Origin of the sequence: Lentibacter algarum (genome assembly GCF_018860975.1) — a bacterium.
GTDB classification, from domain to species: Bacteria; Pseudomonadota; Alphaproteobacteria; order Rhodobacterales; family Rhodobacteraceae; genus Lentibacter; species Lentibacter algarum_A.
In genome coordinates this window covers 352,654-367,589 of sequence record NZ_JAHKQI010000008.1, presented here as the reverse complement: position 1 = coordinate 367,589, position 14,936 = coordinate 352,654, and the positions used below count along the sequence as shown (strand labels likewise).

General features: G+C 55.6%; 15 protein-coding genes. 5 read left to right on the top strand and 10 right to left on the bottom strand.

Features of this window, described 5'->3' with window-relative positions; genetic code table 11:
* Window positions 1–7: 7 nt before the first annotated feature.
* The 3 genes from KO498_RS11190 to KO498_RS11180 form a co-directional block, all read right to left on the bottom strand.
* Window positions 8–487: an arsenate reductase ArsC gene (locus KO498_RS11190; RefSeq protein WP_215959977.1), complete on the bottom strand. Its 480-nt coding sequence runs from the start codon at window positions 485–487 to the stop codon at window positions 8–10.
* On the bottom strand, window positions 484–1,338 hold the full coding sequence (locus tag KO498_RS11185) for a metalloregulator ArsR/SmtB family transcription factor (RefSeq protein WP_215959976.1): 855 nt from the start codon (window positions 1,336–1,338) through the stop codon (window positions 484–486). Before KO498_RS11185 ends, KO498_RS11190 begins: the two co-directional genes overlap by 4 nt.
* A 207-nt stretch (window positions 1,339–1,545) precedes the next feature.
* The gene (locus KO498_RS11180; protein ID WP_215959975.1) at window positions 1,546–3,372 is read right to left on the bottom strand and encodes an extracellular solute-binding protein; all 1,827 of its coding nucleotides are present in this window, start codon (window positions 3,370–3,372) and stop codon (window positions 1,546–1,548) included.
* Between the two features lie 296 nt (window positions 3,373–3,668).
* On the opposite strand from KO498_RS11180, the gene KO498_RS11175 reads away from it, so the two are divergent.
* Window positions 3,669–4,442 carry a 3-hydroxybutyrate dehydrogenase gene (locus KO498_RS11175; protein WP_215959974.1) on the top strand — a complete coding sequence of 258 codons (774 nt, stop codon included), beginning with the start codon at window positions 3,669–3,671 and terminating at the stop codon, window positions 4,440–4,442.
* Window positions 4,439–5,464, top strand: a complete 1,026-nt coding sequence (locus KO498_RS11170) for a patatin-like phospholipase family protein (protein ID WP_215959973.1) — start codon at window positions 4,439–4,441, stop codon at window positions 5,462–5,464. Before KO498_RS11175 ends, KO498_RS11170 begins: the two co-directional genes overlap by 4 nt.
* Here the strand turns inward: KO498_RS11170 and KO498_RS11165 are convergent.
* The 3 genes from KO498_RS11165 to KO498_RS11155 all read right to left on the bottom strand — a co-directional run bounded on the left by KO498_RS11165 (window position 5,457) and on the right by KO498_RS11155 (window position 8,074).
* Entirely contained in the window at window positions 5,457–6,197 is a 741-nt protein-coding gene (locus tag KO498_RS11165) for a DUF502 domain-containing protein (protein ID WP_215959972.1), read from the bottom strand. The two genes, KO498_RS11170 and KO498_RS11165, sit on opposite strands and share 8 nt — an antisense overlap.
* Before the next feature lie 61 nt (window positions 6,198–6,258).
* The gene (locus tag KO498_RS11160; RefSeq protein ID WP_215959971.1) at window positions 6,259–7,182 is read right to left on the bottom strand and encodes a pseudouridine-5'-phosphate glycosidase; all 924 of its coding nucleotides are present in this window, start codon (window positions 7,180–7,182) and stop codon (window positions 6,259–6,261) included.
* Window positions 7,175–8,074 (bottom strand): PfkB family carbohydrate kinase, encoded by a 900-nt coding sequence (locus KO498_RS11155; protein WP_215959970.1) that lies wholly within the window; start codon window positions 8,072–8,074, stop codon window positions 7,175–7,177. Before KO498_RS11155 ends, KO498_RS11160 begins: the two co-directional genes overlap by 8 nt.
* Window positions 8,075–8,268: 194 nt before the next feature.
* Here KO498_RS11155 and rpsB point away from each other — a divergent pair, with 194 nt between their 5' ends.
* Both rpsB and tsf read left to right on the top strand, forming a co-directional pair.
* Window positions 8,269–9,066, top strand: a complete 798-nt coding sequence (gene rpsB / locus KO498_RS11150) for a 30S ribosomal protein S2 (protein ID WP_215959969.1) — start codon at window positions 8,269–8,271, stop codon at window positions 9,064–9,066.
* A 64-nt stretch (window positions 9,067–9,130) separates the two neighbouring features.
* Window positions 9,131–10,006 (top strand): translation elongation factor Ts, encoded by an 876-nt coding sequence (gene tsf, locus KO498_RS11145; RefSeq protein WP_215959968.1) that lies wholly within the window; start codon window positions 9,131–9,133, stop codon window positions 10,004–10,006.
* Between the two features lie 253 nt (window positions 10,007–10,259).
* Here tsf and KO498_RS11140 read toward each other — a convergent pair whose 3' ends face one another.
* Window positions 10,260–11,015 carry a helix-turn-helix transcriptional regulator gene (locus KO498_RS11140; RefSeq protein ID WP_215959967.1) on the bottom strand — a complete coding sequence of 252 codons (756 nt, stop codon included), beginning with the start codon at window positions 11,013–11,015 and terminating at the stop codon, window positions 10,260–10,262.
* Window positions 11,016–11,131: 116 nt separating this feature from the next.
* Window positions 11,132–12,355 (bottom strand): acyl-CoA dehydrogenase, encoded by a 1,224-nt coding sequence (locus KO498_RS11135; RefSeq protein WP_215959966.1) that lies wholly within the window; start codon window positions 12,353–12,355, stop codon window positions 11,132–11,134.
* Window positions 12,356–12,454: 99 nt separating this feature from the next.
* On the opposite strand from KO498_RS11135, the gene gcvA reads away from it, so the two are divergent.
* Entirely contained in the window at window positions 12,455–13,363 is a 909-nt protein-coding gene (gcvA, locus tag KO498_RS11130; protein ID WP_215959965.1) for a transcriptional regulator GcvA, read from the top strand.
* A gap of 152 nt (window positions 13,364–13,515) precedes the next feature.
* On the opposite strand, the gene phoB is transcribed toward gcvA, so the two are convergent.
* Together phoB and phoU are read right to left on the bottom strand one after the other, a co-directional pair.
* A complete protein-coding gene (gene phoB / locus KO498_RS11125) occupies window positions 13,516–14,211 on the bottom strand; it encodes a phosphate regulon transcriptional regulator PhoB (RefSeq protein ID WP_215959964.1) in 696 nt (231 codons plus the stop codon).
* Window positions 14,212–14,215: 4 nt separating this feature from the next.
* Complete coding sequence (gene phoU / locus KO498_RS11120; protein WP_215959963.1) at window positions 14,216–14,932, bottom strand: phosphate signaling complex protein PhoU; 717 nt, start codon at window positions 14,930–14,932, stop codon at window positions 14,216–14,218.
* Between the last annotated feature and the right edge of the window lie 4 nt (window positions 14,933–14,936).

Below are 14,936 nucleotides of genomic sequence, written 5' to 3'. Positions count from 1 at the left end.
CCTATCTTCACGCGCTAATCGTCGCGCAGGCATCAAGATGCCGTTTCAGTTGTTCAGCACTCATCGTCTCGATCGGGCCTTCAAGAAAGGCCTCAGCGCGGCGTTTGAGTGTCGCGTAAGCGCTGGCAAAAGCCTCTTCCCAGTCCGGCTCAAGCGCGGCGGCCGGGTCTTCAACACCCCAATGCGTGCGCAGGGGCACGCCCGGCCACATCGGGCAGGTCTCTTCGGCGGCAGAACCGCACACCGTGATCACGGCATCCATCTTGGGGGCGTCGGGCAGGGCGAACTCGTCCCAGCTCTTGGAGCGCGCACCCGACACATCATAGCCCTCGCGTGCGAGCAGCTTGAGCGATTGAGGATGAACTTTGCCCGCTGGCTGTGACCCCGCAGAATAGGCCGTAACCGCGCCGCCGCTTTGGGCGGTGAGTATCGCCTCAAGCAAAATTGAGCGCGCCGAATTGCCAGTGCATAAAACAAGTATATTCACTGGGTTTTATCCTCGGAAAGAAGAGCGCCTTTGCCGATATCATCAGCCGCATGTTGCAGTGAAATCGCGTTGAGTGTGTCGATCGGCAAAACCACAAAGGCCTTCAGACGGTTTTGCAAGGTGCCATAGGCTTGCTGAAACGCCAGCCGCTTTTCAGCCTCGGTTCCCGTCGCTTTCACAGGGTCAGGCATGCCCCAATGCGCGGTCACCGGCTGGCCGGGCCAAGCGGGGCACTCCTCGTTTGCGGCATCGTCACAGACGGTAAACACAAAGTCGAACTTCGGCGCATCCGTCTTTTGGAACTCGCTAAGGTTCTTGGCGTAGAGCGGCGATACATCATGGCCTTTGGCGCTCAAAATCTCGACAGTGAAATCATTGAGCTTCGAGCTTGGTTTTGCGCCGGCGGAGTAGGCCTCAAACAGGCCTTCGCCCAGATCACGCAGGATCGTCTCAGCCATGATCGAACGTGCCGAGTTTCCCGAGCAGATGAACAAAACCTTATATGGTGGTGTCGGCATGGGGGTCTCCTTGTTGCCTGACAGGGGTTGGGTGAAATCACACAAATCGGCACGGTTGCGGCAGCAGCCGCTGAACAGGCCTTTGTTGAGGGCGCGCGTTCCGTCCAGATCAACACTGTAGTGCAAGCTGGTGCCCTCGCGCCGCACCTTGGCCAGCGCGGCTTTGCGAAGGGCCGCCAGATGATCAGACAGCGAGCTCGCTTTAAGGCCGCTCACCTGAGCAATTTCGCCAGCAGGCAGTTCATCAGGGTAGCGCCGTAGCAACAACTTGAACACGTCAAGACGTTGCGGATGGCTTAAAGCCGACAGTTGAGAAGCGAGATCATAATTCATATTTCGGAATTACCCGAAATAGATGTGATGCGCCAGTGATAGTTTTGTAAAAAACATGCTGCGCGCGCAGCCTTAAGAAATTAAGGACATACACTGCCAGCGAAACTGTCTGCACGCATTATGCACTGTGGTATGTACTGCAGTATGCACGCAAGTCACATGAGAGTGACTCGCAGATTTCGGCGTTAACCACAGCGTGCGCTGTGTTTACTCTTCATACCACCACACAGGCGGCGCGACCCAGTAGCCGGCCCCGTTCACAGGCACATACTCAGGGTGTTTAAGCTCTTTAGCATGAGCAATCCGCGTGGTGCCAAAAGCAAAAGTCGGGATCACATATCGCCCCGCCGTAAGGATACGGTCAAGTGCCCGCACAGCCGCTACAAACTCTTCTTTGTCGTCGGTGGCGACCATCGTTTCGATCATCGCTTCAGCCGCTGGCACGTTCATGCCCATCAGGTTGCGCGAACCCTGCTCCTCAACGCCGCGGTGGCCCCAGTATGTCATCTGCTCGTTCCCCGGGCTGAGAGTAAACCCGCGTCTGATGCTCGTCATGTCAAAATCATAGCTGCCTTCACGGGCAAAAAATTGAGCATTGTCAACAGTTTCGATACGCGCGGTAATGCCCAAACGCGCCAAAGCCTGCACGTAGATTTCGCCAAAAGCTTTGAGTTCGCCGGCGCCCAAAGGCAGTAGAATGCTGAACTCGAAGGCCTCGCCGTCGGCATTGCGCAGGATACCATCAGTGACTGTCCAGCCAGCCTCCTTTAGCAGCGCCGCCGCCAGCTTGAGGTTCTTGCGGTTGCGCTTGTTGCCGTCACCTTCAGGCAGGGCATAACCACTCATAACACCGGGGATCAGATCTTCGGCGAAAGGCTCGAGCAGAGCCTTGACCCGCCCCTCCGCCGGGCCGTGTTGCATGCCCAGTTCGGTGCCCGAAAAATACGAGGTGATCCGTTGTTGCGAACCGCCCGTTACCACTTCGTTCATAAATTCGAAGTTAAATGCGAGGATCAAAGCTTCCCGAACCCGCCAGTCCTTAAACTTGTCTTTACGTGTATTGATCACAAACCCAGTTATGCCCGAAGGCTTCCCGTCTTGAAATTCTGACAAGATAACATCGCCGCGGGTGCGGGCAGGGAAGTCGTAAGAAACCCGCCATCTGTTGGCATTATACTCTCGTTGCACGTTCAAGACACCGGCCTTGAAAGCTTCAAGCTGCACCGAGCTGTCGCCAAAAAACTCGATGCGCAGCTCGTCGAAGTTGGCAACACCCTGCATGAGCGGCAGGTCTTTGCCCCAGTAGTCGGGGTTGCGTTTGAGCGACATAAAGCGGTTGGGTTGATATTCACCGATCACATAGGGTGCCGAGCCGATCGGAGCGACATCAAAGCCGGATTTGGTGAAATCCTTACCCTCCCATTGCGCCTTTTTCAAAATCGGACGCAATCCGGTGATCAGCGCCAACTCTCGGTTTTGCACATTGAACGTGAACTTCACTTTGCGCGGGCCGGTTTGTTCGATGCTGTCAATCTGGCTGTGCAATCCTCGATACCGCGCATGGCCCTTGGTTCCGAGCGTCTCGAAGCTCCAGATCACATCTTCTACAGTCACCGGGCTGCCATCAGAGAATCGGGCTTCCTCGCGCAGGGTAAACTCAACCCATTTGCGGTCGTTTCCGGTCTCGACCGATTCGGCCAGAAGCCCGTAAAGCGCGAAAGGTTCGTCCCAGTTACGGCCCATTAACGACTCGTATGCCATAAACCGAAGCTGCCATGGCGTGGTGCCTTTTCGGATGAACGGATTGAGGCTGTCAAAGCCTCCCGTGTTGCCGGTTTTGTAGACACCGCCTTTTGGCGCATCTGCGTTCACATAGGGCAGGGCTACAAAATCTGGTGGTAGAGCGGGAGAGCCATACATAGCTATGCCATGCTGCGGCCCGACGTGCTGCTCAGCGAGCGCGGGAATCGCATGAGAGAAGCTGAAGATTGTGCCGCAAATCCCTGCCAGCACTTGGAAAAAAACTGATCTCATTTTGACGACAATCCCGCTGCAACCTTGTTTTGTTAACGCAAACCCTAACGGGCGGTAAAAGCCAATACAAACTTTTAGCTTGGCCTAACGTCTTAGAAAGCTTATAAAGGTCTCACTGCTCGATAGGTTTCTTGCCTGTATGAAACCTGCCTCAATAACTTGACGCCAGCCTTGTGCTGGCGTTTTTTTTGGCTTTAGGGTAGGCGGGGCTGCTCAGGAGCTGCTCACTGGCTTTGGTCTGGCACGCCCCTTTACAACGCTCTATGCTGCAGTTGCAACATAAAGGAGAGAGCGTCGTGACACTCGCAGGCAAAACCGCAATCATCACCGGATCAAACTCGGGCATCGGCCTAGGCGTCGCTTGGGAAATGGCCCGCGCAGGGGCTGACGTTGTCCTCAACTCTTTCACCGACACGCCGGAAGACCACGCCATCGCAGATGCGATCAGCAAGGAAACCGGCACCACAGCCCGTTATATTCAGGCTGATATGTCAAAAGGTGATCAATGCCGTGCGCTGATCACGAAAGCTGGCCGCTGTGATATTCTGGTGAACAACGCCGGTATCCAGCATGTCGCGCCTGTTGACGAGTTCCCCGAAGGCAAGTGGGACGCGATCATCGCCATCAACCTGAGCTCGAACTTCCACACCACCGCTGCTGCATTGCCGATGATGCGCAAGGCAGGTTGGGGTAGGGTGATCAACATCGCTTCGGCGCATGGCCTCACGGCCTCGCCCTTCAAGTCAGCCTATGTCGCGGCAAAACACGGTGTTGTTGGCCTCACCAAAACAACGGCACTCGAAACCGCACAGGAACCGATCACCGCCAATGCGATTTGCCCGGGTTATGTTTTGACGCCGCTTGTTGAAGCGCAAATTCCCGACACGATGAAGGAATATGACATGAGCCGCGAAGACGTGATCAAGAATGTCATGCTCACACGCCAACCCTCTAAAGAGTTCGCCACGGTCGAACAGCTCGGCGGCACAGCGGTTTTCCTCGCATCTGATGCTGCTGCGCAGATTACCGGAACAACCATCAGCGTTGACGGCGGCTGGACAGCGCTTTGACCCTGAAGCTTAACCTTGCCTTACAAGGCGGAGGCGCACACGGCGCCTTCACTTGGGGGGTGCTTGATCGGCTCCTGCAAGAGCCCGACATTGAGATCACAGGTATCTCCGGCACCTCGGCTGGCGCACTCAACGGGGCGGCACTTAAGGCCGGTCTTGCCACGGGTGGGGCAGAGGGCGCGCGTGAAAACCTGGAGTGGCTCTGGAAGCGGATCGGCGCGATTGACGACAGCAACCTGCCGGCTTGGTTCGGCCTGACGCAAACCCGGGCAATTTCAGCCGCGCTCGGAAACTCTCCTATGTTTGCAATGACTGATGCGTGGAACAACATGTTCTCGCCCTACAGCATGCCTGTCATCAGCAACCCGTTGCGCGCACTCGTCGAAGAGCTTGATTTCAAGCGAATTTGTGCCTCAGTCGGGCCGGCGTTTTATGTTGGCGCAACCAATGTGCGCAGTGGCAAGGCACGAGTTTTCGCAGGTAACGAGATAAGCGCCGACGCCATCCTCGCCTCGGCGTGCCTGCCGACACTCTACCGCGCGGTTGAAATTGAAGACCCAAACACAGGCCGCACCGAGGCCTATTGGGACGGCGGCTATACTGGCAACCCGCCGTTGTTTCCGCTCTATGACGCAGAGCTGCCTGACGACATTCTGGTGATCAACATCAACCCGCTTGAACGCGACGCGATACCGCGCACACCACAGGAAATCCGCAACCGGATCAACGAGATCAGCTTTAACACCTCGCTATTGCGAGAGCTACGGGCGATAGACTTTGTGTCGCGGTTGATCGACGAAGGCACACTTACCGAGGGGCGCATGAAACGTCTGCGTGTGCATATGATCGCTGATGACGCCTTGATGAATGACCTGAGTGTTGCCACCAAAATGATGCCAATTCCTGCTGTCCTCTCACGGTTGAAGATCGCGGGGCAGGACGCAGCTGGCGCCTTTCTGGCCAAGCACAAAGCCGATATCGGCAAGCGCTCGTCAGTTGACCTCAGAGCTATGTTTAGCTGAGTTTTTCTTCAACCGACTTGCTCGGATCTTTACCGTTGGGGTAGACGAGACCCGCGGAAATCACCAGTTTGGCGGCGTCTTCAACGGTCATATCAAGCTCGATCACATCTGACTTTGGCAAGAACAACAAGAAGCCCGAAGTCGGGTTTGGCGTTGTCGGCAGGAAAATCGACATCAGCTCACCGCCCGTGTGCGCCTTGGCCTTTATCTCGCCTTTGGCCGTGGTCGAGATAAAGCCGATCGCCCAAATGCCTTTGCGCGGATACTCAATGAGGCAGGCCTTCTCAAACGAGCGCTCTGACTGGGTGAACACCGTCTCGGCGATCTGTTTTACGGCATTATAGATAGTGCGCACAACCGGCACACGCTCAAGCAGTGTCTCGGCATAGGCCAGCAGTGAACGGCCCATAAGGCCCTTGGCAAGATAGCCCACGAAGATCGTAAACGTCAGGAAGACAACGACACCAACGCCGCGGATGTTAACCACAATCCACTCTTCGGTATTGCGGTCACGCCCGAGCCAGCGGTTCAGAAGTTCTTCCGGCTGATAACTGCGCGGCACAAACGGCAGCACAAACCCGTCAACCCAACCGATAAACGACCACAAGAGCCAGATCGTGAAAGCGATCGGCGCAATCACAATCAGACCAGTCAGAAATGACGAGCGTAAATTGGAAAACAAACCACCGCGTTTCTTGGAGGATGTCGGCTCTTCGTCAAAAGGGGTGTTCATAGGGTCAAACGTCCATGCTTCTCATCCCATGTAGGAGGTAAAGTCTTACAAAACAATCAGTTTAGCTGCTTTTCGGGCCTATCATTGCTATTTGCGCCGCAATTTTAGACGCCAGCTGCGCATTGTTGAGCACCAGAGCAATATTGGTTTCAAGCGACCGGCCCTCTGTGAGCTCGAAAATGCGTTGAAGCAGGAAGGGTGTAACAGCTTTGCCAACAACATTTTGAGCTGCCGCCTCGGCCTGCGCTTGGGCAATAACGGGCTGCATGTCAGCCTGTGATATCTCACTGGCCTCGGGCACGGGGTTACAGACAAGTTGGCCGCCAGGAACCTCCATCGCCACGCGCGTGAGGTGAGCCGCAGCAATCGCTTCGGCCTCGTTCATCCGGATGGGGGCTTTCAGGCCCGATGCGCGAGACCAGAACGCAGGGATTTGGTCTTGCCCATAGGCGATGACAGGCACACCAAGCGTTTCGAGCACTTCAAGCGTTTTGGGAATATCCAGGATCGCTTTCGCACCCGCCGCGACAACCGTGACAGCAGTTTGCGCGAGCTCTTGCAAGTCTGCCGAGATATCGAAGCTAAGCTCCGCACCTTGGTGCACACCGCCGATACCGCCTGTGGCAAAAACACTGATGCCTGCGCGCGCAGCGGCGATCATTGTGGCCGCAACCGTCGTCGCGCCGTTGCCGCGCGTGGCGATGCAGGCAGGCAAATCGGCGCGGCTAAGCTTCGCGACGTTTTCCAGTTGCGCCAGCGTTTCAAGCTCTGCATCCGTCAGGCCCACTTTCAGTACACCAGACATAACCGCGATTGTCGCGGGAACGGCACCGCTCTCACGCACCGTTTGTTCAACCAATCGAGCCGTCTCAAGGTTCTGAGGGTAGGGCATGCCATGGGTGATGATCGTGCTTTCAAGCGCAACGACAGGTGTGCCGGCATTGCGCGCTTCAACGACTTCAGGACTAAAGGAAATTTCAAACATTGGTTTCGTCTCCTGCGACATAGGCGGCGGCTTTGTTTTGTGCAGCCTGCAACGCTGCTGCGGGGGCATCTCCGGCGAGTTCTGCAGCGATATGCGCTGCCATAAAAGTGTCTCCCGCGCCCGTGATTTGCAGCGCCTTAACCGAGGGTGGCTGGGCTTCAAACGTGCCTTCAGGCGAGCAATCACAGGCCGCCTCCGAGCCGTTGGTTACAATTGCGCGGTGCGCACCGGTTGCGACAAGCGCAAGAGCGGCGTTTCTGGCCTCGGTAAACTCGGCGTCACAGAGATACCCGGCTTCTTCGCAGTTCACATAAAGCGTCGCATTGGGGTGCTGCATAACGGCTTTGAGACGTTCCGCTTTACCCGGCGACGCGGGGGCGATACGCAAATCAGCCTTGGAAAACGCAGCGCTCTCACAGATTTTGGCCAGCAAACCGGCCGTCAAATTTCCATCAAGAGCGATTGGCCCGATGTAAGGCGCATCATCGCTGCCCAAAGTGCCATCAAACAATGGCGCCAGAATGGCCTCGCCAGCGGCCTCTAACGAATGCGCATCAGCGATTGCGGCAATCAAGCCGTTGCTGCCTTCAACGGCCATGTAACTGTCGGTTGGTAAGCTGTCGGAGCGGTAGATATGCTCAAAGCCAATACCGCGGCCTTCGCAGAACACGGCAAGCTCATCACCCTCAGCGTCACGCCCGAGCGCGCTCAGCAATGACGGCTTAAGGCCGTGCCGTGCAAGCGTCATTGCAATATTCATTGCCACACCGCCGGGCAAACGCCGGATACGGCCCGGAACATCCGAGCCCTGACGCATCTGGCGGGTAGAACGGCCGATAATGTCCCAAAGAACTGAGCCGATGCAGAGTATTTCTTGTTGCGTGTTGTTCATAAGTCTTAGATGCCGCGAACGGAGGTCAATGCCAAGACACAAAAGGACTTGCCAAGGGCAGGGGGCTCGCTTATATGCGCGCTATTCATACCGCAGACATGGGCGGGCTATCGGGGGAGAAATCCCTGACAGTCCACCGGTTGAAGCATCCGCTTCTCTCCCCGTGTCGAGGCTAAACCGGAAAGGAAAAAGACATGGCTCTTCCAGAGTTCACCATGCGCCAACTGCTTGAAGCAGGCGTACACTTCGGCCACCAAACACAGCGTTGGAACCCACGTATGGGTCCGTTCATCTATGGTGCGCGTAACGGCATCCATATTATGGACCTCACACAAACATTGCCAATGCTTGACCAAGCTCTGACAGCTGTGCGTGACACAGTTGCCAAAGGCGGCCGCGTTCTCTTCGTTGGCACCAAGCGTCAGGCTGCTACGCCTGTTGCCGAAGCCGCAGAGAAATGTGCTCAGTATTACATGAACCACCGTTGGCTCGGCGGCACACTGACAAACTGGCAAACAGTTTCAAAGTCGATCAACCGCTTGAAATCAATCGACGAGAAGTTCGAAACAGGTTTTGACGGGCTGACCAAAAAAGAACGCCTCGGCATGGAACGTGACCAACAGAAGCTGCAAGCCTCTCTTGGCGGTATCCGCGAAATGGGCGGCGTGCCCGACCTTCTCTTCGTCATCGACGTTAAGAAAGAATCCCTCGCGATTGCAGAAGCCAACAAGCTCGGCATTCCTGTTGTGGCTGTGGTTGACACCAACTGCTCACCAGACGGCGTTGACTACATCATCCCGGGCAACGATGACGCAGCGCGCGCCATCGCTCTTTATACAGATCTGGTAGCACGTGCGGCGCTTGACGGCATGTCAGCCCAAATGGGCGCAGCAGGTGTCGACATCGGCGCAATGGAAGAAGCTCCGGTTGAAGAAGTTGCGGCTCCAGCAGAAGCCGTTGCTGAAGCTCCCGCAGAAGAAGCCAAAGCCTAAGCTTTGCGCAGGCGTGCTTTGAGGCGCGCCTGCAACCCCACTGATTTATTCTAGGAGAACCAAGATGGCTATTACAGCAGCAATGGTGAAAGAACTGCGTGACAGCACCGCCGCAGGCATGATGGACGCGAAAAAAGCGCTGACCGAAACCAACGGCGACATGGAAGCTGCCGTTGACTGGCTGCGCACCAAAGGCCTTGCGAAAGCGGCTAAGAAATCTGGCCGTATCGCGGCAGAGGGCCTTGTCGCTGTCAGTGTTGACGGCAAAAAGGGCGTGGCCGTTGAAGTGAACTCGGAAACTGACTTTGTCGGTAAGAACGCCGAGTTCCAGGAAATGGTTGGCAAGATCGCCGATGCGGCAACCGGCGTTGCCGATGTTGACGCTCTGGCGGCGGCTAAGATCGACGGCAAGCCCGTTTCAGAAGTTATCACTGACAAGATCGCCACCATCGGCGAGAACATGTCATTGCGCCGGATGGCCAGCGTTGAAGGCGACATTGTTGTTTCCTACATCCACAACGCCGTTGTGCCAGGTATGGGCAAGATCGGTGTGCTTGTTGGCATGACAGGCGGCGACGAGGGCTTCGGAAAAATGATCGCAATGCACATCGCAGCGGCAAACCCGGCCTCACTCGACGAAGCTTCGCTTGATCAGGCGCTGGTTGAGAAAGAAAAGTCGATCCAGATCGAAATCGCGCGTGAATCAGGCAAGCCTGAAGCCGTGATCGAGAAGATGATCGTTGGCCGCATGAAGAAATTCATGGCGGAAAACACGCTTCTCGGCCAAGCCTTTGTTGTGAACCCTGACCTGACAGTCGAGCAAGCAGCAAAAGACGCAGGCGCCACGATCACGGGCTTTGTTCGCATGGAAGTTGGCGAAGGTATCGAGAAGAAAGAAGAAGACTTTGCTGCGGAAGTGGCAAAGGCCGCTAAAGGCTAGTTTTTCTTTCCTTGAAACATTGGAACGGCGCCTTCTTAACCGAAGGCGCCGTTTTTGTTTGGGGTTGCCGGCATCTAGGCGAAGAATAACCTCAATACCGGCAGGGAAGGGCAGAGCCCCGCAATCTCGGGGGGTAACGATCCAAGTTCCAAGGCTGAAGCCTCCACTCACGGAACATGTTTAGAATGTTCCTTTTCACCGGTTTCGAGAAGTCAGGAATTCCATACCCAAGGGTCAGGAATTCCATACCTTTTCAATATTCGACGACAAACATCTGGTTTTGCAAAGCTGACTTGAGCACAGCCTGAGCTGTTGTTTCGACACTCAGCACATCTCTTGCCAACCGCAGGTGCTTTTCCACAGTTGCTGACGTTAAGCCCATCAACAAGGCAACATCTGCTGTCGTTTTGCCGTCGCCAACCCAATGCAAGGCCTCAAGCTGGCGCTTGGTTAACTCACGTGTTGGTTTAACGTGGGGTAGGGACAAGATCTTGAGATGTGCGACATTATTGATCGCGACGATCTCGGCTCCGTGGCGCCTCCAGATATCATCGATCACATCTTGAGGCACATTGCGAGGGCCCGTCAGCGCGATAGCGCCTTTGGAGCGCGGAGACACAGATTTGAAGCTGATCGTATATCCGCTGATAAATCCCTCGGCTTGGTTGCGCATCACAACATCCTGTTCTTTGTCCGTCAGCTCACCAGCTTCCAGCATGGAACGCACGATCGCCCAACTGGTCACGCCTTCGTTCTTCAGAGCCCAACGCACCATTGGTGCATGAAAATACATAGCTTCGCCGATGAACCAATCGAGATAGCTGGTTTCATGGTTCGATAGGATAACGAAATCTTCAGGGTCTCCGAGTGATCTTCCAAGTCGATAGTTTGTGAAACCATAGAAGATTTTGTCAAAGCCGAAAGATTGCATCTTTTCACAATGCAGCTTCCAGAGCTCTTCAACGCTCTGCGTGTTCGTCAGCCGGTCAATAAAGGAAGCGAGTGTCATATATGTGTATTGCCTAGTTTTATCTTGGCATTGTTAACCAATTGCACGGGTCTGCCAATGCAATACACACATATTTAACATAATACATATTATGCGAACTCTAGAATGAGACTCTATTAGAAAAACGCCTGCAATCCGGTCTGAGCCCTGCCAAGGATAAGCGCATGAACATCGTGCGTGCCTTCATAGGTGTTAACAGTCTCGAGGTTCATCACATGGCGGATAACATTGTATTCAAGCGTGATGCCGTTGCCACCGTGCATGTCGCGAGAATGCCGAGCAATATCAAGTGCTTTGCCGCAGTTGTTACGCTTGAGAAGCGATATCATTTCCGGTGCAGCTTTGGCCTCGTCCATCAGCCGACCAAGGCGCAGTGCGCTATGAAGACCCAAGGTGATTTCGGTTTGCATGTCCGCAAGTTTCTTTTGAAACAGCTGTGTCTGTGCCAGAGGCCGTTTGAACTGATGACGGCTCAGCCCGTAGTCACGCGCCGCATGCCAACAGAACTCGGCTGCGCCCATTGCCCCCCACGCAATACCGTAGCGCGCTCGGTTCAAACATCCAAAGGGGCCTTTAAGGCCTTGAACATGTGGAAGAATTGCGTCATCTCCGACTTCAACGCCATCCATGATGATTTCGCCGGTTACGGAAGCGCGAAGGCTCATCTTATTTTCGATCTTCGGTGCGCTGAGGCCCTTCATCCCTTTCTCGAGCACAAAGCCGCGGATTTTGCCGTCGTGCGCGTCAGATTTGGCCCAGACGACGAAAACGTCAGCGATCGGCGCGTTGGAGATCCACATCTTGGCACCGGTGAGCTTATAGCCCGTTGCTGTTTTTTCGGCGCGGGTTTTCATGCCGGCGGGGTCCGAGCCAGCATCAGGTTCGGTGAGACCAAAACAGCCGATATACTCTCCCGACGACAGTTTCGGGAGGTATTTCTGCCGTTGTTCTTCCGATCCGTAAGCGTAAATTGGATACATCACCAGCGAGCTCTGAACCGACATCATCGAGCGATATCCGCTGTCTACGCGCTCTACTTCACGTGCGACAAGGCCGTAAGCCACATAGCTTCCACCAAGGCCGCCGTATTGTTCGGGAATTGTGACGCCAAGCAGACCCATGCCGCCCATTTCCTTAAAGATTTCCGGGGCTACAGTCTCGTTTGCATAGGCTTCGGTAACCCTTGGAGCGAGCTTGTCCTGCGAATAGGATTTGGCCGCCTCCGCCATCATGCGCTCGTCGTCAGAAAGCTCGGCGTCAAGATAAAGCGGGTCTTCCCAGTCGAATTTCGACAGGTCGGGAGCATCTTTTGCTTTGAGTTCAGGGCGTTGCGCGGTCATGGTGGCGTCCTTTGTGTTAAGAGTTGGTTATGGTTTAACATTCATAAATCGCATGGTAAAACAACAAATTCACCTGACTTCATGCAAAATCGGAATGCTATGAACCTCTCACGCCGCCACCTGCCCTCGACCTCCGGCCTTACAGCCCTTGAAGCCCTTGCAAGGCTTGAGAGCGTCACCGCCGCCGCTGAAGAGCTGAACCTGACACAAAGTGCAGTGTCGCGACAGTTGCAGGCGCTTGAGGCGCAACTTGGTGTCGAGTTGTTTGTGCGAACCAAAAAACGTGTGGCGCTTACACCAGCAGGACAGCGCTACGCCGATGAAGTCCGGCAAGCACTTGATAGGCTGACAACCGCGGCTCTCAGGTTGCAGACCAACCCCGAAGGCGGGGCTTTGAGCCTGGCGATCTTACCGACGTTCGGCATGCGCTGGTTGGTGCCTCGTCTGCCGCGTTTTGCGCGTGCGCATCCTGATGTGACAGTGAACATGACAACCCGCATCAACCGCATTGACTTTGGCTTGGAACCCTTTGATGCTGCTTTATCTTTTGGCAATGCAGATTGGCCGAATACTCGATCAATGTTGCTTGAGGACGAAACAGTTTTGCCCGTCGCGGCGCCGCAATATCTGGCGGCGACACAACTGCGAGAACCGGACGATCTACGCAAGCAACCGCTGTTGCATATCCAGACCCGACCGGAGGCCTGGAATGACTGGTTTGAGCAGCATGGTGTAGAACGGTCGGTCTTGCCGGGCACGCGATATGACCAGTTCGCAACCATCCTGCAAGCAGCGCGGCACGGGCTTGGGATCGCTTTGATCCCCGAATATCTGGCGCGAGAAGAGATCGCTGAAGGGCGGCTGGCGCCGGCCTTTGGGCCGCCTTGCCCCAGCCGTGGCGCCTATCACCTGATCTGGCCGGAAGATCGGCACAAAGCCCCTGCCCTGACCGCGTTTCGCAACTGGTTGATGACGGAGATCAACGAAGACGAAATGCTGCCAAGATAGGTTTGATGCGGGTTTCGCATGTTAAGGTTAATCTACTGTTAGGCCTATGCTGTGCATATAGCAGTGCATACCATAGTGCATAATGCGTGCAGACAATTTGAGGCCAAAATGCAGGTTAACGTCGCGCGCGGATTACCGAAGCGTTAAAGCCGTCAGCCAAGTGAGTACCCTGCCCCGCGCACCGTGCGCAAAGGATCATCGCCGCCGAATTGCGTCAAGGCTTTGCGCAGACGGCCGATGTGAACATCAACTGTGCGGGTGTCGACATAGATGTCGCGGCCCCAAACACGGTCGAGCAGTTGCTCGCGGCTGTAAACACGACCGGGGCGCTCAAGGAAGGTTGCCAGCAGGCGGAACTCCGTTGGGCCGAGTTTGACCTCGGCGCCATCACGGGTAACGCGGTGCGTTTGAGCGTCGAGCATAATATCCTCATGGCGCAACTCTTCACCGACGGTTGAGGGCCGCGTGCGGCGGAGCTCTTTGCGCACCCGCGCCATAAACTCGGCGACAGAATACGGCTTGACGATGTAATCATCTGCGCCGGTTTCAAGCCCGCGGACCTTGTCGACTTCCTCGGAACGTGCCGAGAGCATGATGATCGGAATATCGCGGGTTTCAGCACGAGTCTTAAGACGTCGGCAGACTTCGATTCCCGAAACGCCGGGCATCATCCAGTCGAGCACGATGACGTCTGGCAGCGCTTCTTTAACGGAGAGCAACGCCTCTTCACCATCCGAAGCGCGCGCGACAGCAAAGCCCTCGGCCTCAAGATTATAGGCCAGAACCTCACGCTGGGCAGGCTCGTCTTCGACCAGAAGAACCGTTGGCTGAGAGCTACGTGTCGCCATAGTTTCAGACCTCGCTCACGCGGGCGTCAACTGACGTTCTGTCTTCTTTCTGGCGCGCTTCGTCAGGCCTTTCACCGGTCACGAGATAGACAGTTTGCTCGGCAATCGAGGTGACATGATCGCCCATACGCTCGGTGTTCTTGGCGATGAAATGCAAGTGCATACACGCGGTTATGTTGCGCGGGTCTTCCATCATGAAGGTGAGAAACTCACGGAACAGTGCGTTGTAGAGCTGGTCAATCTCGCGGTCGCGGCGGATCACGTCGTGTGCGAGCTCGGCGTCGCGGCGAATGTAGGCGTCGAGCGCGTCTTTGAGCATCAAGGAGACATCCCGCGCCATACGTTTGAGCGAGACATGTGCCTCGTCGATTTCGGTGAGCTGCACCAGAACTGAGGTGCGCTTGGCCATGTTCTTGGCGTAGTCGCCGATACGCTCGAGGTTGCCCGATATCTTGAGCACCGAGAGGATGAGGCGCAGATCGATCGCCGTGGGGGCGCGCAGGGCAATTAGGGTTGCGCTCTCTTCGTTGATCTTCTCTTCAAGTGCGTCGATCTCTTTGTCTTTGAGCCTGATTTCTTCAGCTTTTTCCTCGTCACGAGCGGCGAGGCTGTCGGCGGCGTCGATGATTGCACGCTCGACAAGCCCGCCCATTTTCATGATCTGGGCCTGAATGTCTTCAAGATCGCGGTCAAATGCGGAGGCGATGTGGTTCTCTGGCATGGTC